Below are 21,150 nucleotides of genomic sequence, written 5' to 3'. Positions count from 1 at the left end.
GCCAAGCGCGCCATGGTCTGGGACGAACTCGAAGCTTCCATGGAAGCCGGCGAGATCGTCACCGGCCGCATCAGCGGCAAGGTCAAGGGCGGCTTCACCGTCGACATCCGCGACGTCCGCGCGTTCCTGCCGGGTTCGCTGGTCGACGTGCGTCCGGTCCGCGACCCGGGCTACCTCGAGGGCAAGGAACTCGAGTTCAAGATCATCAAGCTCGATCGCAAGCGCAACAACGTCGTGGTCTCCCGCCGTGCGGTGGTCGAGTCCGAGTCGAGCGTCGAGCGCGAGCAGCTGATGGAGCGCCTGCAGGAAGGTGCCGTCATCAAGGGTGTCGTCAAGAACCTGACCGACTACGGCGCGTTCGTGGACCTGGGCGGCATCGACGGCCTGCTGCACATCACCGACATGGCCTGGAAGCGCGTGCGCCATCCGTCCGAAGTCGTGAACGTGGGCGAAGAGCTCGACGTGCGCGTGCTGAAGTTCGACCGCGAGCGCAACCGCGTCTCGCTGGGCCTGAAGCAGCTGGGCGACGATCCGTGGGACAACATCGCGCGCCGCTACCCGACCTCCTCGCGCCTGTTCGGCAAGGTCTCCAACGTCACCGATTACGGTGCGTTCGTCGAGATCGAGCCGGGCGTCGAAGGCCTGGTGCACGTCTCCGAGATGGACTGGACCAACAAGAACGTCAACCCGTCGAAGGTCGTCCAGCTGGGCGACGAGCTCGAGGTGATGGTGCTGGACGTGGACGGCGAGCGTCGCCGCATCTCGCTGGGCATCAAGCAGTGCACCCCGAACCCGTGGGAAGCCTTCTCCGCCCTGTTCAAGAAGGGCGACAAGGTCTCCGGCCAGATCAAGTCCATCACCGACTTCGGCATCTTCATCGGCCTGGACGGCGGCATCGACGGCCTGGTGCACCTGTCCGACATCTCGTGGAACACCACGGGTGAAGACGTGGTCCGCAACTTCAAGAAGGGTGACACCCTGGAAGCGGTCGTGCTGGCCGTGGACCCGGAGCGCGAGCGCATCTCGCTCGGCGTGAAGCAGCTCGAGCAGGATCCGGTTGGCCAGTACATGGCCACCACCCAGAAGGGCAGCATCGTCACCGGCGTGGTCAAGGAAGTCGACGCCAAGGGCGCCACCATCGAGCTCGACGGCGGCATCGAGGGCTACGTGCGCGCCAACGACATCGCCAAGGAGCGTGTCGACGACGCCACCCAGTACCTCAAGGTCGGCGACGCGGTGGAAGCCAAGTTCATCGGCATGGACCGCAAGGGCCGCGTCATGCAGCTCTCGATCCGCGCCAAGGACGAGGCCGAGCTGCAGGAAACGATGGCGGAGGTCAACAAGTCCTTCGACGCCGCGTCCGGCACCACCAAGCTCGGTGCCCTGCTGCGCGAGCAGCTGAACAAGGGCGAGTAATCCGCGACACCGGTCCGCGGCCCGGGGTTTCCCGGGCCGCGGCACCTTCCGGCCACCGATTCGAGGCTCCGCCCAGGCATGACCAAGTCTGAATTGATCGAGGTGCTGTCGCGTCGCCAGGCCCACCTGAAGGCCGATGACGTCGATCTGGCCGTCAAGACCCTGCTCGAGATGATGAGCGGCGCCTTGACCCAGGGCGAGCGCATCGAGATCCGCGGCTTCGGCAGCTTCTCCCTGCATTTCCGTCCGCCGCGCCTGGGCCGCAACCCCAAGACCGGCGACTCCGTGGCCCTGCCCGGAAAGTACGTCCCGCATTTCAAGCCTGGCAAGGAGTTGCGCGATCGCGTCAACGCCGGCCCGGCCGCCTCCGAAGGCTGAGTTTCCGGCCCGCCTTGGGCTAAGCTTGCGGCATCCCGCCCACGGAACCGCCGCGGATGCGACTGATCAAAGCCCTGTTTGCCCTCCTGTTCGTTGCCTTCGGCGTGCTGTTCGGCGCGCTGAACCGGCAGGCCGTGCGCATCGAACTGGGTTTCATGGGCATCGATGGCACCGTCGGCACCGTGCTGCTGCTGGCCGTGCTGGCCGGCGCCCTGCTGGCCGGGGCCGTGCTGGCGGCCGGCGTGATCTGGCCGCTGCGCCTGCAGCTCAAACGCAGCGCCCCGGCGCCCGAGGCGCCCGCCGCGGAACGCCATGACTGAGTTCGCCTGGCTGCTGCTCCTGCTGCTCCCGATCGCGGCCGGCAGCGGCTGGCTGGCGGGCCGGCGCGGCGGCGAGCGGCGCGGCGGCGCGCGCATATCGCGGCTGTCGAATACCTACTTCCGCGGCCTCAACTACCTCCTGAACGAACAGCAGGACAAGGCCATCGAGGTCTTCCTGCAGATCGCGGCGGTGGACAAGGACACGGTGGAGACGCAGTTCGCGCTCGGCCACCTGTTCCGGCGCCGCGGTGAGGTCGACCGCGCCATCCGCCTGCACCAGAGCCTGGTGGCGCGCGAGGGCCTGAACGACGAGCAGAAGACCCGCGCCGTGCTGGCGCTGGGCGAGGACTACATGCGTGCCGGCCTGCTCGACCGCGCCGAAACCCTGTTCACCGACCTGGTGCGGATGGGCGTGCTGGCGCCGCAGGCGCTGCGGCACCTGATCTCGATCTACCAGGCCGAGCGCGACTGGGGCAAGGCGATCGAGCACGCGCGCCAGTTCGAGGCCGCCAGCGGCGAACCGATGGGCAAGCTGGTGGCGCAGTTCCACTGCGAGCTGGCCGAGAAGGCCCGGCTCGCCGGCGACCTGGAGGGCGCCCGCCGCCACCTCGCCCAGGCCTACGAGGCCGACAGCCATTCCGTGCGCGCCGGCCTGGCCGAGGGCCAGCTGGAGCTCGCGGCCGGCAACGACGCCGCCGCCATCCGCGCCTTCGAGCGCGTGGCCCGGCACGACATCGAATTCCTGCCCGACCTGCTCGAACCCCTGCTGCGCTGCTACGAGCGCCGCGGCGACAGCGCGCGCGCCCGCGGTTTCCTGATGGAAATGATCGAGCACTACCCGGGCGTCTCGCCGGTACTGGCGCTGACGCGCCTGCTCGAGCGCGACGAAGGGCAGGGCGCGGCGCTGGACTTCCTGTCGCGGCAGCTGCGTTTGCGGCCTTCGGTGCGCGGCGAAGCCGAATACATCGACCTGAGCCTGCGCGACGCCGGCGCAGACCCGGCCAGCACGCTGCGCACGCTCAAGCAGATCACCGACCAGCTGGTCGTGCGCACGCCGGGCTATCGCTGCCAGCGCTGCGGCTTCAGCGCCCGCGCCCACCATTGGCAGTGCCCTGGCTGCAAGTCCTGGGGCAGCATCAAGCCGGTCCACGGCGCGGTGAGCGAGTGACGGCGATCCCCGCGCTGCCCGCGTGGCTCCTGGTGCTGCTGGCGACCTTGCTCTCGACCGCCATCGCTGGCGCCTGGTGGCGCCATGCGCGCGAGCGGGTGCTTGATCTTCCCGATGACCGCCGCCTGCACCAGGTGCCGACCGCGCGCGGCGGCGGACTGGGCATCGCCGTGGTGCTGCTGGCCGCGGCGCCGTGGCTGGGGCCGGGCGGCGGCGCCTTCGCACTGGGCCTGGCGGTGACGGCCGGCGCCGGTTTCTACGACGACCTGCGGCCGCTGCCGGCGCTGGCCAAGCTGCTGCTGCAGGCACTGGGCGCACTGCCGCTGGCGCTGGCCTGGCCGCTGCTGCCCGAGCTGCTGGGAGCGCCGCTGGGCGTCGTGGCGGCCTGGGGGCTGGTGCTTGCGCTGGTGAACATCTGGAACTTCATGGACGGCAGCAATGGCCTGGCCGCGACCCAGGGGCTGCTGTTCGGCGCCGCGATGGCACTGTTCGCGGGCGCCGGCACGCCGGCCGCTTGCCTGGGCCTGGCACTGGCGGCGGGTGCGCTCGGCTTCCTGCCCTGGAACCTGCCGCGTGCGCGGCTGTTCCTCGGCGACGTCGGCAGCCACGCGCTGGGCTACGCGGTCGCGGCGCTGGCGCTGGTCGGGCTGGCGGGCGAGGGCGGGCTGCCACCCTGGCTGCCGCTGTTGCTGGCCTCGGCCTTCCTGCTCGACGCCAGCCTGACCCTGTTGGGCCGGCTGGCGCGCCGCGAGAAGGTCTGGCGCGCCCATCGCGAACACCTCTACCAGCGGGCGATCCTGCACGGCGCCAGCCACGGCCGTGTCTGCCTGGTCTACGCCGCCTGGACCCTCGTGGCGGCTGGGTTGGCGGCGTGGCTGGTGGGGTCACCCCCTGCCGTTGCATGGGGAGTCACCCTGGGGTGGCTGTTCTCTGGAATCATGTGCCACTTCCTGGGCGGCCGACGCTGGCCACGCCAGGGCAACGACCCGCGAAAGGATGCCTAGGGAATGAAGAAAAACGCTGGCGCTTCGGTGCTGTTGCCGCGCCTGCTGATCGTGTTGCACGACCTGGCCATGGTGGCGTTCGTCTGGCTTGGGCTGCGCTGGCTGGCTGGCCTGGCGGGCGCGCCGCCGGCCACGGCGCTGCAGCTCGAGCTGGTGATCGCGGTCGTGACCCAGGGCATCGTGCTGCGCGCCGTTGGCCTGTACCAGGGGCTGTGGCGCTTCGCCAGCCTGCCGGACCTGGCCAACCTCGCGCGCGCGGCGCTGTTCGGCGTGCTGCTGATCGTGGCGCTGCTGTTCCTCGCCGGGCTGCTGCCGGACGTGCCGCGGCGCGTGCTGTTCCCGTATCCGGTGGCGCTGGTGGTGATGCTGGGCATGCCGCGCGTGCTCTACCGCTTGTGGAAGGATTTCCGCCAGTTGGGCAACAACGCCGACGCCCAGCGCGTGCTGGTGCTGGGCGCGGGCCGTACCGCCGAGACCCTGCTGCGCGACCTGCGCACCGACGGCCGCTACCAGCCAGTCGGCCTGCTGGACGACCAGCGCGCGCTCAAGGGCGCCAAGATCCAGGGCGTGCCCGTGCTGGGCAGCATCGATGAGTTGCCCTACATCGCGCAGGAAACCGCGCCAAAGCTGATCGTGATCGCCATGCCCTCGGCCAGCGCGGCCGAGATGCAGCGGGTCGTCACGCTGTGCGACGAGACCGGGCTGCCGTTCCGCACCGTGCCGCGCTTGTCGGACATGCTGTCGGGCAAGTCCGGCGCCCGCCTCGAGCTGAGCGAAGTGCGGATCGAGGACCTGCTGGGCCGCAAGCCGGTGGAGTTCGGCGCCCGTTACGAAGCCCTGGTCGGCAAGCGCGTGCTGGTGACCGGCGCCGGTGGGTCGATCGGCTCCGAGCTGGCGCGCCAGTGCGCGGCCGCCGGCGCGGCCCGTGTGGTGCTGTTCGAGCGCGCCGAGCTGCCGCTGGTGGAAATCACCGAAGAGCTGTGCCGTGACTACCCCGGCGCCGACATCGAGCCGATGCTGGCCGACTGCGGCGATCCCACCGCCTGCAGCATCGCGCTGGGGCAGGGCATGGACTACGTCTTCCACGCCGCCGCCTGCAAGCAGGTGCCGATGCTGGAGGGCCAGCTGCGCGAGGCGCTGCGCAACAACGTCACCGCCACCGCCACCCTGGCGCGCATGTGCCGCGAGCGCGGCGTCGGCAACTTCGTGCTGATCTCGACCGACAAGGCGATCGCGCCGATCAACGTGCTGGGTGCCAGCAAGCGCTTCGCCGAGCTGGCCTGCCAGTCCGAGCTCGACGGCAGCGCGGTGCGGCTGTCGATCGTGCGCTTCGGCAACGTGCTTGATTCCGCCGGCAGCGTGGTGCCGCTGTTCCGCCGCCAGATCGCCGCGGGCGGGCCGGTCACGGTCACGCACCCGGAAGTGACCCGCTACTTCATGACCATCCCCGAGGCCTGCGCGCTGATCCTGCACTCGGTGGACCTGTTCGCCGATCCCTGCGCGGTGTTCGCGCTGGACATGGGTCGGCCGGTGGCCATCCGCGAGCTCGCCGAGCAGATGATACGGCTCAGCGGCAAGCGGCCCGGCATCGACATCGCGGTCAGCTACACCGGCCTGCGCCCGGGCGAAAAGCTGCACGAGATCCTGTTCCATCCCGACGAGCGCTACCAGCGCACGCGCCATCCGCGCATCCTGCAGGCGAAGCCGCGCGACGTGGACGCCGCGGCGCTGCAGGCCATCCTGGCGCGCCTGGACCAGCTGTTGCGGCGCGCCGACGCCGCCGAAGCGCTGGCCGCGGTCCTGCGCGAAGCCGTGCCCGAGTACAATCCCCATCCCGATGCCGACGAGGCCTTCGCCGCCGCCGGCACGCCACAGTAAAGGGGATCTTGCACATGACGTTTCGCATCAGGAAGGCGGTATTCCCGGTCGCGGGCCTGGGCACGCGCTTCCTCCCGGCCACCAAGACGGTGCCCAAGGAAATGCTTCCGGTGGTGGACAAGCCGCTGATCCAGTACGCGGTCGACGAGGCCATCGAGGCGGGCTGCGATACCCTGGTGTTCGTCACCAACCGCTACAAGCACTCGGTGGCCGACTACTTCGACAAGGCCTACGAGCTGGAGCAGAAATTGGAGAAATCGGGCAAGTCCGAGCTGCTGTCGCTGATCCGCGACGTGCTGCCGCGCCACGTGCGCGCCGTCTTCGTCACCCAGGCCGAGGCGCTGGGCCTGGGCCACGCCGTGCTGTGCGCCCGGCCCGTGGTCGGCGACGAGCCGTTCGCGGTGCTGCTGCCCGACGACCTGATCTGGAACACCGGCCACGGCGCGCTGCGCCAGATGGCCGAGCTGGCCGAGCGCGAGTCCGCCAGCGTGATCGCGGTGCAGGACGTGCCGCGCGAGCAGACCGGCAGCTACGGCATCGTTGCTACCCGCGACTTTTCCGGTCGCCACGGCGAGATCAGCGCCATCGTCGAGAAACCCAAGCCCGAGGTCGCGCCCAGCAACCTCGCGGTGGTGGGCCGCTACGTGCTCAGCGGCGGCATCTTCGACCGGCTGGCCAAGACCCGTCCGGGCGCCGGCGGCGAGATCCAGCTCACCGACGGCATCGCCGCGCTGATGGAAAAGGAGCGCGTGCTGGCCTATCGCTTCGAGGGCCGTCGCTTCGACTGCGGCAGCCGCATCGGACTGGTGGAGGCGACCATGCAGTTCGCGCTTGACCACGAGGACCTGGCCGAACCGACCCGCGAGTTCATGCGGGCGGCGCTGGCGCGCTGAGCGGCACCGCGGCGATGGGCGTCGCCAGCTACTACCGCGCCACCGCGGCGGACACGCCCGTTTTCCCTGCGCTTTCGGGCGTGCGCGAAGCCGACGTCTGCATCATCGGCGGCGGCTTCGCCGGCCTGAATACCGCCCTGGGCCTGGCCGAACGCGGCCAACGGGACGTCGTGCTGCTGGAGGCGGATACGGTCGGCCACGGCGCGTCGGGCCGCAACGGCGGCTTCGTGTTCGGCGGTTTCTCGCGTGGCGAGGACGCCCTGCTGGCCGAGCTCGGGCCCGTCGCGGCGCGCCGGCTCTACCAGGGCACCCAGCACGCCGTCGACCTGATCCGCACCCGCATTGCCCGCCACGGCATCGCCTGCCAGGCCACCGATGCCGGCGTGCTCTGGGCCAACTGGTTCCGGGACCCGGCACCGTTGCGAGCCCGGCAGGCGCTGCTGGCCGAACATTTCGGCACGCAGTGGGACTGGGTGTCGCGCGACGAACTGGCCGCGCAGGTCAGCACCCGCCGCTACAGCGAGGCCCTCTTCGAGCGCAATGCGCTGCACTTCCATCCCCTGGACTACGCCCACGGGCTGGCGCGCGTCGCGTCGGGCCTGGGGGTGGCGCTGCACGAGGGCTCGCCGGCCATCGCGCTGGAACGGGCGGGGCAGGGCTGGCGCGTGCGCACGCCGCAGGGCGAGGTGCAGGCGCGGCAGGTGGTGCTGTCCTGCGGGGGCTACCTGGCCGGCCTGCGACGTGAGGTGGACGCCGGCGTGCTTCCGATCGCCACGTACGTGATGGTGACCGAACCGCTCGGCCCGCGCCTGGACGAGGCCATCCGCACCCGGGCCGCGATCTACGACACCCGCTTCGCCTTCGACTACTACCGGCCGCTGCCCGACACGCGGATCCTGTGGGGCGGCCGCATCTCGGTGCGCGACCGGTCGCCGGAGGCGGTGAAGCGGCTGCTTCGTCGCGACCTGCTCAAGGTCTACCCGCAGCTCGAGGACGTCGGCATCGACTACGCCTGGTCTGGGCTGATGAGCTATGCGCGCCACCAGATGCCGCAGATCGGCCAGGTGGACGAGGGCCTGTGGCTGGCCCAGGCCTTCGGCGGCCACGGCGTCGCACCCACGACCCTGGCCGGCGAAGTGCTGGCGTCGGCGATCGCCGAAGGCGACCCGCGCTGGCGCGAGTTCGGCCGCTACGGCCTGGTGTCGGCGATGAAGCCCGCGGGCTTCCTCGGCGCCCAGCTCAGCTACTGGTGGTACCAGGCGCGGGACGCCTGGAAGGACCGCATGGAGGGACACCCCCGATGACTACCGAGACACCGCCGCCCATCAGCTGGGCCGACTTCGAGAAGGTGCAGCTCTGCGCCGGCACCGTGCTGCGGGTAGAGGACTTCCCGGAGGCGCGCAAGCCCGCGTGGAAACTCTGGGTCGACTTCGGCCCGCACGGCGTCCGCAAGACCAGCGCCCAGGTCAAGGCGCTTTACGCCGCCGACGATCTCGTCGGCCGCCAGATCGTCGGCGTCCTCAACTTCCCGCCCAAGCAGGTCGGCCCGTTCATTTCAGAGTTCCTGCTCACCGGCTTCCCGACCGACGAGGGCGTCGTCATCACCACCCTGGAACGCCCGGTCCCGAACGGCAGCCGGCTGGCGTGACCGGTGGCTTTCGGGGGTGGTTGCCGTGGTTGAACGCTGATCAGAGCGGAAAACGCCGGATAAGAGCGGAGTTCAATCATCAAGGGCGGGGTCGGCTCCCCACCTTGTGTGGGAAAGCGATTTTTTGCCACGGATGAACACGGAAAGAGCCTGATCTGATCAGTGTTCATCCGTGTTCATCCGTGTTCATCCGTGGCTAAAAAATTCCTTCTGGGTTTCCGCTTTTATCCGGCTTTTTCCGCTCTGATCCGCGCCAAAAGAAAAGGCGGCCCCAACGGAGCCGCCTCTTCCAATCACGCGAAGATCAAAGGGCTTCGAAGATGCCCGCGGCGCCCATGCCGGTGCCGATGCACATGGTGACCATGCCGTACTTGGCCTTGCGGCGCTGCATGCCGTGCACGATCGTCGCGGTGCGGATGGCGCCGGTGGCGCCCAGGGGGTGGCCCAGGGCGATGGCGCCGCCCAGCGGGTTCACCTTGTCCGGGTCCAGGCCGCAGGTGCGGATGACCGCCAGGGCCTGCGCGGCGAAGGCCTCGTTGAGCTCGATCCAGTCGAGCTGGTCCTGGTTCAGGCCAGCCTGCTGCAGCGCCTTCGGGATCGCCGCGATCGGGCCGATGCCCATCACTTCCGGGCGCACGCCCGCCACCGAGAAGCTGACGAAGCGCGCCAGCGGGGTCAGGCCATATTCCTTGATCGCCTTTTCCGAGGCCAGCAGCACGGCGCCGGCGCCGTCCGACATCTGCGACGAGGTGCCGGCGGTGACGCTGCCGCCGTTGCGGAAGACCGGGCGCAGCTTGGCCAGGCCCTCGAGGCTGGTGTCGGCACGCGGGCCTTCGTCGTGCTCGACCAGCAGCTCGCGCAGCTTCACCGTGTTCGAACCGACCACCGGCTGGCGCGAGATCACCTGGCAGGGCGAGATCTCGGCCTTGAACTCACCGGCGGCCTGGGCGGCCAGCGCCTTGCGGTGCGAAGCGACGGCGAACGCGTCCTGGTCTTCCCGGGACACCTTCCATTCCTCGGCGACCTTCTCGGCGGTGATGCCCATGCCGTAGGCGATCGCCACGTTCTCGTCGCGGGCGAACACCTGCGGGCTCATCGCCACCTTGTTGCCCATCATCGGCACCATGGACATCGACTCGGTGCCGCCGGCCAGCATCAGGTCGGCGTTGCCCAGGCGGATCTGGTCGGCCGCCATGGCGACGGCCTGCAGGCCCGAGGAGCAGAAGCGGTTGATGGTCTGCGCGGCGATCACGTTCGGCAGGCCGGCCAGCAGCAGGCCGATGCGCGCCACGTTCATGCCTTGCTCGCCCTCGGGCATGGCGCAGCCGATGATGGCGTCGTCGATGCGGGTCGGGTCGATGCCCGGCGCCTGCGCGACCACGGCACGCAGCACGTGGGCGAGCATTTCATCGGGTCGGGTGTTGCGGAAGACGCCGCGCGGGGCCTTGCCGACCGGGGTGCGGGTGGCGGCGACGATGTAGGCGTCCTGGATGTGCTTGGTCATGGGGTCAGTTCCTCAGCGGCTTGCCGGTCTTGAGCGTGTGCAGGATGCGTTCCTGCGTCTTGGGCATCTGGGCCAGCGCGACGAAATGCTCGCGCTCGAGCTTCAGCAGCCACTCCTCGTCCACCACGGCGCCGCGGTCGACTTCGCCGCCGCACAGCACGGTGGCGATGCGCGAGGACACTTCGTAGTCATGCGGGGAGATGAAGCGCCCCTCGAGCATGTTCACCAGCATCATCTTGAAGGTGGCAATGCCGACGTCGCCGGCCACCTGCACCTGGCGGGCGGGCAGGGGCGGGCGGTAGCCCGACTCGGCCAGCGCCAGGGCCTGGGCCTTGGCCACGTGCAGCAGCTCGTACTGGTTGAACACCACCACGTCGTTCTCGCGCGCCAGCTTCAGTTCCTTGGCCTCGAGCGCGGAGGCGGACACTTTGCCCATCGCCACGGTCTCGAAGTAAGGCTTGAGCGCCGCGAACACGTCGCCGCCCGGGCCCGCGGCCGCCGAAGCGCGCACCGCGATCTCCTTCAGGCCGCCGCCGGCCGGCAGCAGGCCCACGCCGGCCTCGACCAGGCCGACGTAGCTCTCGAGCGAGAACACGCTGCGGGCCGAATGCATCTGGAACTCGCAGCCGCCGCCCAGGGCGAGGCCGCGCACCGCGGCGATCACCGGCACCAGCGAATACTTGATGCGCTGGCTGGTGGCCTGGAAGGTCTTCACCATCGCCTCGAACTCGTCCACGCGGCCGGCCTGCAGCGAGGCCATCGCCCCGGACAGGTCGGCGCCGGCCGAGAACGGCTCCTTGGTCTGCCACAGCACCAGGCCTCGGAAGTCCTTCTCGGCGCGGTCGATGGCCTCGCCGATGCCGGCCAGCACGCCGTCGCCAACGGTGTTCATCTTGGTCTTGAAGCTCAGCACCGCGATACCGTCGCCGTCGTGCCACATGCGCACGCTGTCGGTTTCGAACACCGTGTTGCCCGGGGCCGCGCGCTCGCCCAGGACCGGGTCCGGGAAGCGCTGGCGGTTGTAGACCGAGAGGTTGGAGCGGGGCAGCACTTCGCCGCGGACCGGGCTGAAGCTGCCCTCGGCCGCATGCACGCCCTCGCGGCCGTCGAACACCCAGTTCGGCAGCGGCGCATCGGACATGGACTTGCCGGCGACGATGTCCGCGGCGATCCACTCGGCCACCTGCTTCCAGCCGGCCGCCTGCCAGGACTCGAACGGGCCCAGGCTCCAGCCGTAGCCCCAGCGGATGGCCAGGTCGATGTCGCGGGCGGTCTCGGCGATCGAGGCCAGGTGGTAGGCGCTGTAGTGGAACAGGTCGCGGAACACCGACCACAGGAATTGCGCCTGCGGGTGCTGGCTGGCGCGCAGCTGGGCGAATTTCTCGGCCGGGTTCTTGTTCTTGAGGATGGCGACCACCTCGGCGGCGGCCTCGCCCGTGGCCGGGCGGTAGTCCTGGGCCTTCAGGTCCAGCACCACGATGTCCTTGCCCTTCTTCATGAAGATGCCGGCGCCGGTCTTCTGGCCCAGCGCGCCCTTCTCGATCAGCGCCTTCAGCCAGTCCGGGGCCTTGAAGTACTTGTGCCACGGGTCGTCGGGCAGGGTATCGGCCATGGTCTTGATGACGTGGGCCATGGTGTCGAGGCCGACCACGTCCGAGGTGCGGTAGGTCGCCGACTTCGGGCGGCCCAGCAGCGGGCCGGTCAGGGCGTCGACTTCATCGAAGCCGAGGCCGAACTGCGCGGTGTGGTGCAGGGTGGAGAGGATCGAGAACACGCCGATGCGGTTGCCGATGAAGTTCGGGGTGTCCTTGGCGTAGACGACGCCCTTGCCCAGCGTGGTGACCAGGAAAGTTTCAAGGCCTTCAAGGACTTCCTTCTCGGTCTTCGCGCAAGGGATCAACTCGGCCAGGTGCATGTAGCGCGGCGGGTTGAAGAAGTGCACGCCGCAGAACCGGGAGTGAAGTGATTCCGGAAGAACCTCGGCCAAGCCATTGATAGACAAGCCAGAAGTGTTGGAGGCAAGGATCGCATGCGGCGCCACGTAGGCCTCGATCCGGTCGTACAGCGCCTTCTTCCAGTCCATGCGCTCGGCGATGGCCTCGATGATCAGGTCGCAGTCCTTGAGCAGGTCCAGGTGCTGGTCGTAGTTGGCCGGGGTGATGGCGGCGGCCTTGGACTTGCTGGCGAAGGGCGCCGGTGAGAGCTTGCCGAGGTTGGCGATGGCCTTGTCGACGATGCCGTTGGGCGGGCCTTCCTTGGCGGGAAGGTCGAACAGGATCGTGTCGACGTCGGCGTTGACGAGGTGGGCGGCGATCTGCGCGCCCATCACGCCGGCGCCGAGCACGGCCACCTTGCGGATGCGGAGTTGGGGCATGGGAAAAGCTCCGTGGGAGGAGGAATCGTGAAAGGTCAGCCGGCGGCGCGCAGGCCGGCGGCGGCGAAGCGGATCAGGGCCTGGGCGGCCTTTTCGCAGTGGGCCTTCTCGGACACGCCGGTCGGCCGCTTGATCAGGCCGAAGTCGGCCATGGCGTAGGTCAGCGCGCCGGCGGTGAAGTCCAGGCGCCAGTACAGGTCTTCCTTGGCCAGCGCCGGCACGGCCTGGCCGATGGCCTTCGCGAACTCGCGCAGCACATGGCCGTAGTTGTCGGACAGGAACTTGCGCAGGCGGTCGTTCTTCTCGGCGAAGGCCCGGGCCAGGACCCGGACGAAGGCCGAGCCGCCGTGTCGGTCGATGGTCAGGGCCAGCGGCGGCTCGATGAAGGCGGCCAGGATGGCCTCGAGGTCGCCGGGTTTTTCCTCCTGGGCCTTGCGCAGCTGGGCCAGGCGCCGCTCGCTCATCTCGTCCATGCGGCGGCGGAAGACCTCGTTGACCAGGTTTTCCTTGCTGCCGAAGTGGTAGTTGACCGCGGCGATGTTGACGTCGGCCCGGCTGGTGACCTGGCGCAGCGAGGTGCCGGCGAAGCCGTGCTGGGCGAAGAGCTCCTCGGCCGCGCCGAGGATGCGTTCCTTGGTATTGAAGTGGCTCGTGGTCATGGCCTGCCAGCGCTCGATTCAAACGGTTGTTGGTGAGTGTACGCCGCTTCCTGCCGCCGTCAAATGCCTGATTGAATCAAGCGGCTGGGCGAAACTTGGCGCCGGCCCGTGGCAAGGCGGGGTGACCAAGCCTCGGGAAGTTTGCAAGGATTGGCGCTAAACCCTCGCCGGGACGGGGAATTGTGTTAAATTTACGGGCCCCACAACCCCACAGAACCCACGGAGTTCCACCATGGCGCTGGAGCGCACCATTTCCATCATCAAGCCCGACGCGGTCGCCAAGAACGTCATCGGCGAAATCTACTCCCGCTTCGAGAAGGCCGGCCTGAAGGTCGTCGCCGCCAAGATGAAGCACCTTTCCCGCAAGGAAGCCGAGGGCTTCTACGCCGTGCACCGCGAGCGCCCGTTCTTCAACGCGCTGGTCGAGTTCATGATCTCCGGCCCGGTGATGATCCAGGTGCTGGAAGGCGAGAACGCCGTGCAGAAGAACCGCGACCTGATGGGCGCCACCAACCCGAAGGAAGCCGCGGCCGGCACCATCCGCGCCGACTTCGCGCAGTCGATCGACGCCAACGCCGTGCACGGTTCGGACAGCCTCGAGAACGCCGCGATCGAAACCGCGTACTTCTTCGCCGCCACCGAGCTCTGCCCGCGCTGAGCGATGCCAACGTGACCGAGGCCATGGACAAGCTCATCCCCTCGCTGACCAACCCGGAAGGGCAGGCCGGCGCGCGGGTGAACCTGTTCGACCTCGATCGCGAGGGCCTGGAGCGCTTCTTCGCCGAGACCCTCGGCGAGAAGCGCTTCCGCGCCCACCAGATCATGAAGTGGATGTACCACCAGCACGTCACCGACTTCGGCCAGATGACCGACGTCGGCAAGGCGCTGCGGGCCCGGCTCGAGCAGCACTGCGAGATCCGCCCGCCCAACGTCGTGCTCGACCAGGGCTCCAGCGACGGCACCCACAAGTGGCTACTGGGCATGGACACCTCGAATTCGATCGAGACCGTGTTCATCCCCGACAAGGGCCGCGGCACGCTGTGCGTTTCCAGCCAGGTCGGCTGCGGCCTGAACTGCCAGTTTTGCTCCACCGCCACCCAGGGCTTCAACCGCAACCTGTCCACCGCCGAGATCATCGGCCAGGTTTGGACGGCGTCGAAGCACCTGGGCAACAAGACCCACCACCAGCGCAAGCTCACCAACGTCGTCATGATGGGCATGGGCGAGCCGCTGCTGAACTTCGACAACGTCGTGCGCGCCATGAGCCTGATGCGCGACGACTACGGCTTTGGCCTGGCCAACAAGCGCGTCACCCTGTCCACTGCCGGCCTGGTGCCGATGATCGACAAGCTCTCCGAGGTCAGCGACGTGTCGCTGGCGGTGTCGCTGCATGCCCCGGACGACGACCTGCGCACCCAGCTGGTGCCGCTGAACAAGAAGTACCCGATCGCTGAGCTGCTCGACGCCTGCGTGCGCTACGCGCTGCGCAAGCCGCGCACCTCGATCACCTTCGAATACACCATGATGAAGGGCGTCAACGACCAGCCCGCGCACGCCCGCGCGCTGGCACAGCTGATGCGCAAGTTCGACGCGCGCGTGCAGCGCGAGGACGCCGCCAAGGTCAACCTGATCCCGTTCAATCCCTTCACCGGCACCCGCTTCGAGCGCTCGGAGGAAGCCGACATCCGCGCCTTCCAGAAAATCCTGCTCGACCAGAAGGTGCTGACCATGGTCCGGCGCACGCGTGGCGACGACATCGACGCCGCCTGCGGCCAGCTCAAGGGCCAGGTGATGGACAAGACCCGCCGCCAGTCCGAATTCAAGCGCAAGCTCGAACAACAGGGAGTGTCCGATGCCGCGTGACGTCGTCCGCAACAGCCTGCTCGCCTTCGCCCTCGCGGTCACCGTCGGCTGCGCCGGCACCGGCGGCCCCACCGCCGCCACCAGCGGGGGCAGCTCGCCGGGTTCGCAGGCGGCGATGACCAACAAGGGCATCGCCAACCTCAACCTGGCCCAGAACTACCTCGCCGCCGGCAAGCTCGAATACGCCCTCGACCGCGCCAACCGCGCCCTGCGCAGCGACCCCAATTCCGCCGACGTGCAGGTCGTACTCGGCCTGATCCGCGAGCGCCTGGGCGACAGCACCCGCGCCGGCGAGCACTTCGAGCGCGCCGGCAAGCTCGACCCCGAGTCGGGCCACGTGCTCAACGTCTACGGCGTCTGGTTGTGCGAGAAGGGCCGCGCCGCCGAAGCCGAGACGGTGTTCGCGCGCGCGGTGAAGGACCCGTTCTACAAGGCGCGCGACCAGGCCTACTTCAACGCCGGCAATTGCGCCATGCGCGCCGGCCAGCTCGACGCCGCCGAGAAGCACCTGCGCCAGGGCATCGAGGTCGCACCCGAGAGCCCCGCGCTGCTGGGGCAGATGGCCGAGCTGCAGTTCCGCCGCGGCAACTTCATGTCCGCGCGCGCCTTCTACCAGCGGCGCGAGTCGCTGGGCCCGGTCTCGCCCGAGCTGCTGGACCTCGCGGTCCGGATCGAGCAGGGCGCCGGCGACGCGGCCGCCGCCGGCCGCTACCGGCAGCGCCTCCAGCAGCAGTTCCCCGACTTCACGCCGTCCGACAACCAAGGTTCGTTCCAGCCATGACCCAAGACGTCTCGCAGGAAGCCCTGTTCCAGGATCCGATCGGTCTTCGCCTCAAGCAGGCGAGGGTGTCGCAGTCGCTGTCCATCGCCGAGGTGGGCCAGCAGCTCAAGCTGCCGGTGGCCATCGTCGAGGCCATGGAGCGCGACGACTGGGCCCGGCTGGGCGCGCCCGTCTACGTGCGCAGCTACCTCGGCAGCTACCTGCGCCTGGTGGGCCTGCCCGAGTCTCTGGCCGAACAGGTGGCGCAGTCCAAGCCGACCCCGCAGTTGGTGCCGATGGGCTCGCGCTCGCGCATGCGCCGCGTGCTCGACCAGTCGCTGCGCAACGCGGTCTACCTGCTGATGACCGCCGTGCTGGTGGTCCCGGTCGTACTGGTCGCCCGCTACTACCAGAGCACCCCGGCCGTGGAGCAGCTGACGCTCGACGCCGCCCCGGCGCTGCTGCCGGCGGCGCCCGTCTCGGCGCCATCTCCCGCGGTGACCGACACCATCGCGTCCGGTGCGGACCTGTCCGAGGCGGGCGCGGCCGACGCCGGCCAGCCCGCGGCCTCGGGCCAGGGCGCGTCGATCCCTCCGGCGGTGGCATCGGCACCGGCCAATGGCCCCGACCCGGTGATGGCCTCGATGGCGCCGGCCTTCAACCGCGGCGATCAGGCCGGCCTGCAGCTGGCCTTCCGTGAAGAGAGCTGGATCGAAGTGCTGGATGCGCAGGGTCGTCGCGTCGAGCGCGGCCTCGTCGCGGGGGGCGACGTGCGTCGTTATGCCGCCGGACAGGTGGCGCGCATTACGCTCGGCAAGGCCGATGCGGTCGAGGTCAGTTTCGACGGCAAGCCGGTCGACCTGGCGCCTTATCGCACGGCGGACGTCGCCCGCTTTACGGTATCCTCTACCGGCCAACCCGCTCCCCCGGGCAACTGACCGCGGCCCCGCCGCCGGTTTCCCGATCACCCCCGCCGGCGCCACTGCGCCGGCCAGAAGAAGCCTTCCATGGACCAGATCGACGAATACGAACAGGGCGAACGCGTTCGCGCCTGGCTGCGAAACAACGGTTCCTCCCTGATCGGCGGTGTCGCCCTGGGCCTGGCCAGCCTCGGTGGCTGGCAGTGGTGGCAGGGCCAGCAGGCCAACGAAAAGGTGCAGGCCGCGGTCGAGTTCCATGCCTTCGGCAAGGCCCTGGAGGCCGGCGAGGCCGCCAAGGCCGAGGCCCACGCCACCGCGCTCGCGCAGGAACACCCCGACACCGTCTACCCGGCGCTGGTCGCGCTGCGACAGGCCGAGCGCCTGCACGGCGAGGGCAAGGACGCCGAGGCGGTCGCCGCCCTCGATGCCATCGACAAGACCAAGCTCGACCCGAAGCTGGCCGAGCTGGCGCAGCTGCGCGCCGCGCGCCTGCTGCTGGCCAGCGGCAAGCCCGAGGAGGCGCTGCAGCGCCTGTCCGCCGAATCCGCTTTCCCCTCGGTCACCGCCGAGATCCGCGGCGACGCCGAGATGGCCCTGGGCCGTCGCGACGCCGCCCGTTCCGCCTACGAGCAGGCCCTGGCCACCCTGGACCTCGCCGCCCCGACGCGTTCGATCGTCGAGATGAAACTCACCGATGCCGGCGGTTCGCCGACGGCCCAGCCGGAGTCCTGACCGCATGCTGCTTCGCACCCTGCTCATCGCCCTGATCCTGACGCTGTCCACCGGCTGCGCGACGGTCAAGAACTGGTTCGGCTCGAACAAGAACAAGGCCATCGAGCCCGCCGAACTGGTCGAGATCGCCAATCCGATCGACGTCGACGCGGCGTGGTCGCGCAACCTCGGCGGTGGCCAGCAGAAGCTCGGCCTGCGCCAGCGCCCCGCCATCGAGGGTGACCGCATCTTCGTCGCCAACGACGAGGGCCGCGTGCTGGCGCTGGACATCAACAGCGGCGACACGATCTGGGACTCCGAAGCGGTCAAGACCGGCAAGGAAGGCAGCCGCGTCTTCTTCTGGCGCCGCGAGAAGATCGACGCCGGCCTGTCCGGCAGCCCGGGCGTCGGCAACGGCCTGGTCGTCATCGGCGGCCGCAACGGCGAGGTCATTGCCTTCGACGCCGACGGTGGCGCCGAGCGCTGGCGCGCCAGGGTCACGTCCGAAGTCACCGCCACGCCGCTGGTCACCGATGGCCTGGTCATCGTGCGCAGCAACGACGGGCGCACGTTCGGCCTCGATGCCGGCGACGGCAGCCGCAAGTGGGTGTTCGACCGCGGCCTGCCGGGCCTGGGCGTCCGCGGCAACGGTTCGCCGGTGGCCGGCAATGGCCTGGCCTACCTCGGCTACGACGACGGCAGCGTGATCGCCCTGCGGCTTGCCGACGGACAGCGCGTGTGGGAGCAGCTGATCGCCGAGCCCGAGGGCCGCAACGACCTCGAGCGCATGGCGGACGTGGACGGCGAGATCCAGCTTGGCCTCGGCACCCTGTACGCCTCGAGCTACAAGGGCCAGACCATGGCCATCGACACCAACACCGGCCGTCCGCTCTGGAACCGCGACGCGGGTGGCTACGGCGGCATTGCGCTGCTGGCCGACCGCCTGCTGCTGGCCGATGGTGCCGGCACCGTCTGGGCGCTGGACCGGAACAACGGCAGTGCCCTGTGGAAGCAGGACGTCCTGGCGCGCCGCCAGCTGACAACGCCCGCCGTGCACGGTGATTACGCCGTGGTCGGCGACCTCGAGGGCTACCTGCACTGGGTGCGCATCGCCGATGGCACCATCGCCGCGCGCACCCGCATCGAACGCGCGCCCATCCTCGGCACCCCGCAGGTCGCCGCCAACGGCATGCTGGTCGCGCTGACCAACGAAGGCAAGCTGTCCGCCTTCCCGCAACCGAACTGATCGGCCGCGCCCACCGGGAGAGATCCATCGTGTTGCCATTGGTCGCTCTCGTCGGCCGGCCGAATGTCGGCAAGTCCACGCTGTTCAATGCGCTCACGCGCAGCCGCGACGCGCTCGTCCACGACGAGCCGGGCGTCACCCGTGACCGCCACTACGGCATTTGCCGCCGCGTCGAGGACCACCCGTTCGCCCTGTGCGACACCGGCGGCATGTCCGGTGACGAGGAGGGCCTGGCCGGCGCCACGGCCCGCCAGGCCCGCTCGGCCGTCGAAGAGGCCGACCTCGTCCTGTTCGTCGTCGACGGCCGCGAAGGCCCCTCGGCGCTGGACGAGAACATCCTGCACTGGCTGCGCAAGAGCGGCCGGCGTTTCTTCCTGGTGGTCAACAAGACCGATGGCCTGGACGAGCAGGCGGTACTGGCCGAGTTCGCGCGCTTCGGCGTCGAGCGCGTCCTCCCGGTCGCGGCCGCGCACCAGCGCGGCATCGACGACCTGCTGGAGGACGTGATCCCCGAACTGCCGGCCGAGCGCGACGTCGAGATCGTCGCCGACGAGCCTGGTCGCATCCGCATCGCCTTCCTGGGCCGCCCGAACGTGGGCAAGTCCACCCTCGTCAACCGCCTGCTGGGCGAGGAGCGCATGATCGCCTCCGACGTGCCGGGCACCACCCGCGATTCGATCGCGGTGGACATGGAGCGCGACGGGCGCCCGTACAAGCTGATCGACACCGCCGGCCTGCGCCGGCGCGCCAAGGTCGAGGAGGCGGTGGAGAAGTTCAGCGTCTTCAAGACCCTGCAGGCGATCGAGAACTGCCAGGTCGCGGTGGTGATGCTCGACGCCGGCGAAGGCGTGACCGAGCAGGACGCCACCGTGCTGGGCCACGTGCTCGAGGCCGGCCGCGCCCTGGTCATCGCCGTCAACAAGTGGGACGGCCAGGACAAGTACACGCGCGAGCAGGCGGTTTCGATGCTCGAGCGCAAGCTCTCGTTCTGCGAGTGGGCCGAGCGCGTCACCATCTCGGCCAAGCACGGCACCGGCCTGCGCGAGCTGTTCAAGGCCATCCACCGCGCCCACGCCTCGGCCACCCGGGAGTTCAGCACCGCGGAGACCACCAAGGCGCTGCAGGTGGCGGTGGAAAGCTTCCCGCCGCCGGTCGTGCGCGGCCACGTGGCCAAGATGAAGTTCGCCCACCCGGGCGGCGCGAACCCGCCCACGTTCATCGTCCACGGCAATCGCCTGACCTCACTGACCGAGAGCTACCGCCGCTACCTCGAGAACTTCTTCCGCAAGCGCTTCAAGCTGGTCGGCACCCCGGTGAAGTTCGTATTCAAGGAAGGCGAGAACCCCTACGAGGGCAAGAAGAACGTCCTCACCGATCGCCAGGTCAAGGCCAAGCGCCGCCTGATGAAGCACGTCAAGCGCCGGTGATCCACCGCGACGCGATCACGCTCGGCATCCTGGCCGGCGGACGCGGGCAGCGGCTGGGCGGGCGCGACAAGGCCTGGGTGCGGCACCGCAGCGCGCCTCTGGTCGAAAACATCCTGATGGCGTTTCCGGGCGCGTTCGGCGAGCGCCTGGTGAGCGCGCGCGCCGACGATCCGCGCTACGCCGCCCTCGGCCTGCGCGTGGTGCTCGACCGCCGCGAGGACTTCGCCGGGCCGCTGGCCGGCATCGAGGCCCTGGCCGCGGCCTGCGGGACGCCCTGGCTGATGACCGTGCCGGTGGACCTGGACCGCCTGCCCGAGGGCATCGCCGACGACCTGGCGTCTTCGGCCGACGGTGACGGCGTCGTGGTCACCGACGCCGCGGGCCTGCAGCCGTTGCTCGGCCTGTGGCGCACCGCCGCGCTGCGCGAACACGCCGGCGCGATGCTGGACGCGGGAGAATCCGCCGCGCGCCGCCTGGTGGCGCGGCTGCGCGTGTCGCGCCTGGACCTGGCGCCGCGCCAGTTGGACAACCTCAACACCCCGCACGATTTCCCCGAAGACTACGACCCGTGACCGATCCATTCCCGACCCGCATCGCCTTCGCCGAAGCCCTCGCGATCCTGGCCCGCGTCGCCGCGGACCGCCGGCTCGAGGTCGTCCGCCAGCCGCTGTCGCGCGCCCACGGCGCGGTGCTCGCCGGGGACATCGTTGCCGGCTTGCGGCTGCCAGGCTTCGATAATTCCGCGATGGACGGCTTCGCCGTGCGCGCCGGCGAGGTCAACGCCGCCGGCGCCGCGGGCCTGCGCCTGGCCGGCGAGCAGTTCGCGGGCCCCAGCCACGGGCTGCTGCTCGGGGCGGGGGAGTGCACCCGCATCACCACCGGCGCGCCGATGCCGGCCGGCGCCGACGCGGTGCTGATCAAGGAGGACGCGCGCGAGGCCGACGGCCGCGTGGTGGCGAACGTGGTGGTGGCACCGGGCGC

At 69.7% G+C, this 21,150-nt stretch carries 20 protein-coding genes and 1 pseudogene; 18 read left to right on the top strand and 3 right to left on the bottom strand.

What is annotated here, in order from left to right; translation table 11 throughout:
- The 9 genes from rpsA to Q0C12_RS11010 all read left to right on the top strand — a co-directional run.
- The coding region (rpsA, locus tag Q0C12_RS11050; RefSeq protein ID WP_290890285.1) for a 30S ribosomal protein S1 at positions 1 to 1,416 on the top strand (1,416 nt) is incomplete at its 5' end.
- Between the two features lie 78 nt (positions 1,417 to 1,494).
- A complete protein-coding gene (locus tag Q0C12_RS11045; protein WP_034211102.1) occupies positions 1,495 to 1,794 on the top strand; it encodes an integration host factor subunit beta in 300 nt (99 codons plus the stop codon).
- Between the two features lie 56 nt (positions 1,795 to 1,850).
- Positions 1,851 to 2,114: a DUF1049 domain-containing protein gene (locus Q0C12_RS11040; RefSeq protein ID WP_290890281.1), complete on the top strand. Its 264-nt coding sequence runs from the start codon at positions 1,851 to 1,853 to the stop codon at positions 2,112 to 2,114.
- Positions 2,107 to 3,282, top strand: a complete 1,176-nt coding sequence (gene lapB, locus Q0C12_RS11035) for a lipopolysaccharide assembly protein LapB (protein ID WP_290890278.1) — start codon at positions 2,107 to 2,109, stop codon at positions 3,280 to 3,282. Before Q0C12_RS11040 ends, lapB begins: the two co-directional genes overlap by 8 nt.
- Entirely contained in the window at positions 3,279 to 4,286 is a 1,008-nt protein-coding gene (locus Q0C12_RS11030; RefSeq protein WP_290890275.1) for a hypothetical protein, read from the top strand. The genes lapB and Q0C12_RS11030 overlap by 4 nt, the downstream gene beginning before the upstream one ends.
- A gap of 3 nt (positions 4,287 to 4,289) precedes the next feature.
- The gene (locus tag Q0C12_RS11025) at positions 4,290 to 6,164 is read left to right on the top strand and encodes a nucleoside-diphosphate sugar epimerase/dehydratase (protein WP_290890272.1); all 1,875 of its coding nucleotides are present in this window, start codon (positions 4,290 to 4,292) and stop codon (positions 6,162 to 6,164) included.
- Between the two features lie 14 nt (positions 6,165 to 6,178).
- The gene (gene galU, locus Q0C12_RS11020; protein ID WP_290890268.1) at positions 6,179 to 7,057 is read left to right on the top strand and encodes a UTP--glucose-1-phosphate uridylyltransferase GalU; all 879 of its coding nucleotides are present in this window, start codon (positions 6,179 to 6,181) and stop codon (positions 7,055 to 7,057) included.
- 14 nt (positions 7,058 to 7,071) lie between these two features.
- On the top strand, positions 7,072 to 8,361 hold the full coding sequence (locus Q0C12_RS11015) for an FAD-binding oxidoreductase (RefSeq protein WP_290890266.1): 1,290 nt from the start codon (positions 7,072 to 7,074) through the stop codon (positions 8,359 to 8,361).
- Positions 8,358 to 8,705, top strand: coding sequence for a tRNA-binding protein (locus Q0C12_RS11010; RefSeq protein ID WP_290890263.1), 348 nt, complete (start codon positions 8,358 to 8,360; stop codon positions 8,703 to 8,705). The genes Q0C12_RS11015 and Q0C12_RS11010 overlap by 4 nt, the downstream gene beginning before the upstream one ends.
- A gap of 304 nt (positions 8,706 to 9,009) precedes the next feature.
- Here the strand turns inward: Q0C12_RS11010 and Q0C12_RS11005 are convergent, their stop codons facing one another.
- Genes Q0C12_RS11005 through Q0C12_RS10995 form a run of 3 tightly spaced genes read right to left on the bottom strand, consistent with a single transcriptional unit; the run spans position 9,010 to position 13,242 of the window.
- A complete protein-coding gene (locus tag Q0C12_RS11005) occupies positions 9,010 to 10,209 on the bottom strand; it encodes an acetyl-CoA C-acyltransferase (RefSeq protein ID WP_290890261.1) in 1,200 nt (399 codons plus the stop codon).
- 4 nt (positions 10,210 to 10,213) lie between these two features.
- Entirely contained in the window at positions 10,214 to 12,583 is a 2,370-nt protein-coding gene (locus Q0C12_RS11000; protein WP_290890258.1) for a 3-hydroxyacyl-CoA dehydrogenase/enoyl-CoA hydratase family protein, read from the bottom strand.
- Between the two features lie 35 nt (positions 12,584 to 12,618).
- Positions 12,619 to 13,242, bottom strand: coding sequence for a TetR/AcrR family transcriptional regulator (locus Q0C12_RS10995; protein ID WP_290890255.1), 624 nt, complete (start codon positions 13,240 to 13,242; stop codon positions 12,619 to 12,621).
- A 232-nt stretch (positions 13,243 to 13,474) separates the two neighbouring features.
- On the opposite strand from Q0C12_RS10995, the gene ndk reads away from it, so the two are divergent.
- From ndk to Q0C12_RS10950, 9 genes and pseudogenes are all read left to right on the top strand, one after another.
- Complete coding sequence (gene ndk / locus Q0C12_RS10990) at positions 13,475 to 13,900, top strand: nucleoside-diphosphate kinase (protein ID WP_034211133.1); 426 nt, start codon at positions 13,475 to 13,477, stop codon at positions 13,898 to 13,900.
- Between the two features lie 23 nt (positions 13,901 to 13,923).
- Positions 13,924 to 15,105: a 23S rRNA (adenine(2503)-C(2))-methyltransferase RlmN gene (gene rlmN / locus Q0C12_RS10985; RefSeq protein WP_290890251.1), complete on the top strand. Its 1,182-nt coding sequence runs from the start codon at positions 13,924 to 13,926 to the stop codon at positions 15,103 to 15,105.
- The gene (gene pilW, locus Q0C12_RS10980) at positions 15,095 to 15,886 is read left to right on the top strand and encodes a type IV pilus biogenesis/stability protein PilW (RefSeq protein ID WP_290890249.1); all 792 of its coding nucleotides are present in this window, start codon (positions 15,095 to 15,097) and stop codon (positions 15,884 to 15,886) included. Before rlmN ends, pilW begins: the two co-directional genes overlap by 11 nt.
- A complete protein-coding gene (locus tag Q0C12_RS10975; protein WP_290890246.1) occupies positions 15,883 to 16,803 on the top strand; it encodes a helix-turn-helix domain-containing protein in 921 nt (306 codons plus the stop codon). The genes pilW and Q0C12_RS10975 overlap by 4 nt, the downstream gene beginning before the upstream one ends.
- 69 nt (positions 16,804 to 16,872) lie before the next feature.
- Complete coding sequence (locus Q0C12_RS10970; protein ID WP_290890243.1) at positions 16,873 to 17,517, top strand: tetratricopeptide repeat protein; 645 nt, start codon at positions 16,873 to 16,875, stop codon at positions 17,515 to 17,517.
- 4 nt (positions 17,518 to 17,521) lie between these two features.
- A complete protein-coding gene (bamB, locus tag Q0C12_RS10965) occupies positions 17,522 to 18,742 on the top strand; it encodes an outer membrane protein assembly factor BamB (protein WP_290890241.1) in 1,221 nt (406 codons plus the stop codon).
- 29 nt (positions 18,743 to 18,771) lie between these two features.
- Positions 18,772 to 20,169: a ribosome biogenesis GTPase Der gene (gene der, locus Q0C12_RS10960; RefSeq protein WP_290890238.1), complete on the top strand. Its 1,398-nt coding sequence runs from the start codon at positions 18,772 to 18,774 to the stop codon at positions 20,167 to 20,169.
- Entirely contained in the window at positions 20,166 to 20,741 is a 576-nt protein-coding gene (locus Q0C12_RS10955) for a molybdenum cofactor guanylyltransferase (protein ID WP_290890235.1), read from the top strand. The genes der and Q0C12_RS10955 overlap by 4 nt, the downstream gene beginning before the upstream one ends.
- Positions 20,738 to 21,150 (top strand): annotated as a pseudogene (locus tag Q0C12_RS10950) (molybdopterin molybdenumtransferase MoeA); the annotation flags it as partial. The gene Q0C12_RS10955 and the pseudogene Q0C12_RS10950, both read left to right, overlap by 4 nt.

This window comes from Arenimonas sp., assembly GCF_022842045.1.
Lineage (GTDB): Bacteria > Pseudomonadota > Gammaproteobacteria > Xanthomonadales > Xanthomonadaceae > Arenimonas.
The sequence above is the reverse complement of the archived record's forward strand: the minus strand, read 5'-3'. Positions and strand labels throughout refer to the sequence as shown.

Bases quoted from the DNA above. Each gene is read 5' to 3' on its own strand.
- bamB (WP_290890241.1), top strand. From the start codon at position 17,522: ATGCTGCTTCGCACCCTGCTCATCGCCCTGATCCTGACGCTGTCCACC.
- Q0C12_RS11045 (WP_034211102.1), top strand. From the start codon at position 1,495: ATGACCAAGTCTGAATTGATCGAGGTGCTGTCGCGTCGCCAGGCCCAC.
- Q0C12_RS11015 (WP_290890266.1), top strand. From the start codon at position 7,072: ATGGGCGTCGCCAGCTACTACCGCGCCACCGCGGCGGACACGCCCGTT.
- Q0C12_RS11010 (WP_290890263.1), top strand. From the start codon at position 8,358: ATGACTACCGAGACACCGCCGCCCATCAGCTGGGCCGACTTCGAGAAG.
- rlmN (WP_290890251.1), top strand. From the start codon at position 13,924: ATGGACAAGCTCATCCCCTCGCTGACCAACCCGGAAGGGCAGGCCGGC.
- Q0C12_RS10970 (WP_290890243.1), top strand. From the start codon at position 16,873: ATGGACCAGATCGACGAATACGAACAGGGCGAACGCGTTCGCGCCTGG.
- galU (WP_290890268.1), top strand. From the start codon at position 6,179: ATGACGTTTCGCATCAGGAAGGCGGTATTCCCGGTCGCGGGCCTGGGC.
- pilW (WP_290890249.1), top strand. From the start codon at position 15,095: ATGCCGCGTGACGTCGTCCGCAACAGCCTGCTCGCCTTCGCCCTCGCG.
- Q0C12_RS11025 (WP_290890272.1), top strand. From the start codon at position 4,290: ATGAAGAAAAACGCTGGCGCTTCGGTGCTGTTGCCGCGCCTGCTGATC.
- Q0C12_RS11040 (WP_290890281.1), top strand. From the start codon at position 1,851: ATGCGACTGATCAAAGCCCTGTTTGCCCTCCTGTTCGTTGCCTTCGGC.
- ndk (WP_034211133.1), top strand. From the start codon at position 13,475: ATGGCGCTGGAGCGCACCATTTCCATCATCAAGCCCGACGCGGTCGCC.
- Q0C12_RS10995 (WP_290890255.1), bottom strand. From the start codon at position 13,242: ATGACCACGAGCCACTTCAATACCAAGGAACGCATCCTCGGCGCGGCC.
- lapB (WP_290890278.1), top strand. From the start codon at position 2,107: ATGACTGAGTTCGCCTGGCTGCTGCTCCTGCTGCTCCCGATCGCGGCC.
- Q0C12_RS10975 (WP_290890246.1), top strand. From the start codon at position 15,883: ATGACCCAAGACGTCTCGCAGGAAGCCCTGTTCCAGGATCCGATCGGT.
- Q0C12_RS11000 (WP_290890258.1), bottom strand. From the start codon at position 12,583: ATGCCCCAACTCCGCATCCGCAAGGTGGCCGTGCTCGGCGCCGGCGTG.
- Q0C12_RS11005 (WP_290890261.1), bottom strand. From the start codon at position 10,209: ATGACCAAGCACATCCAGGACGCCTACATCGTCGCCGCCACCCGCACC.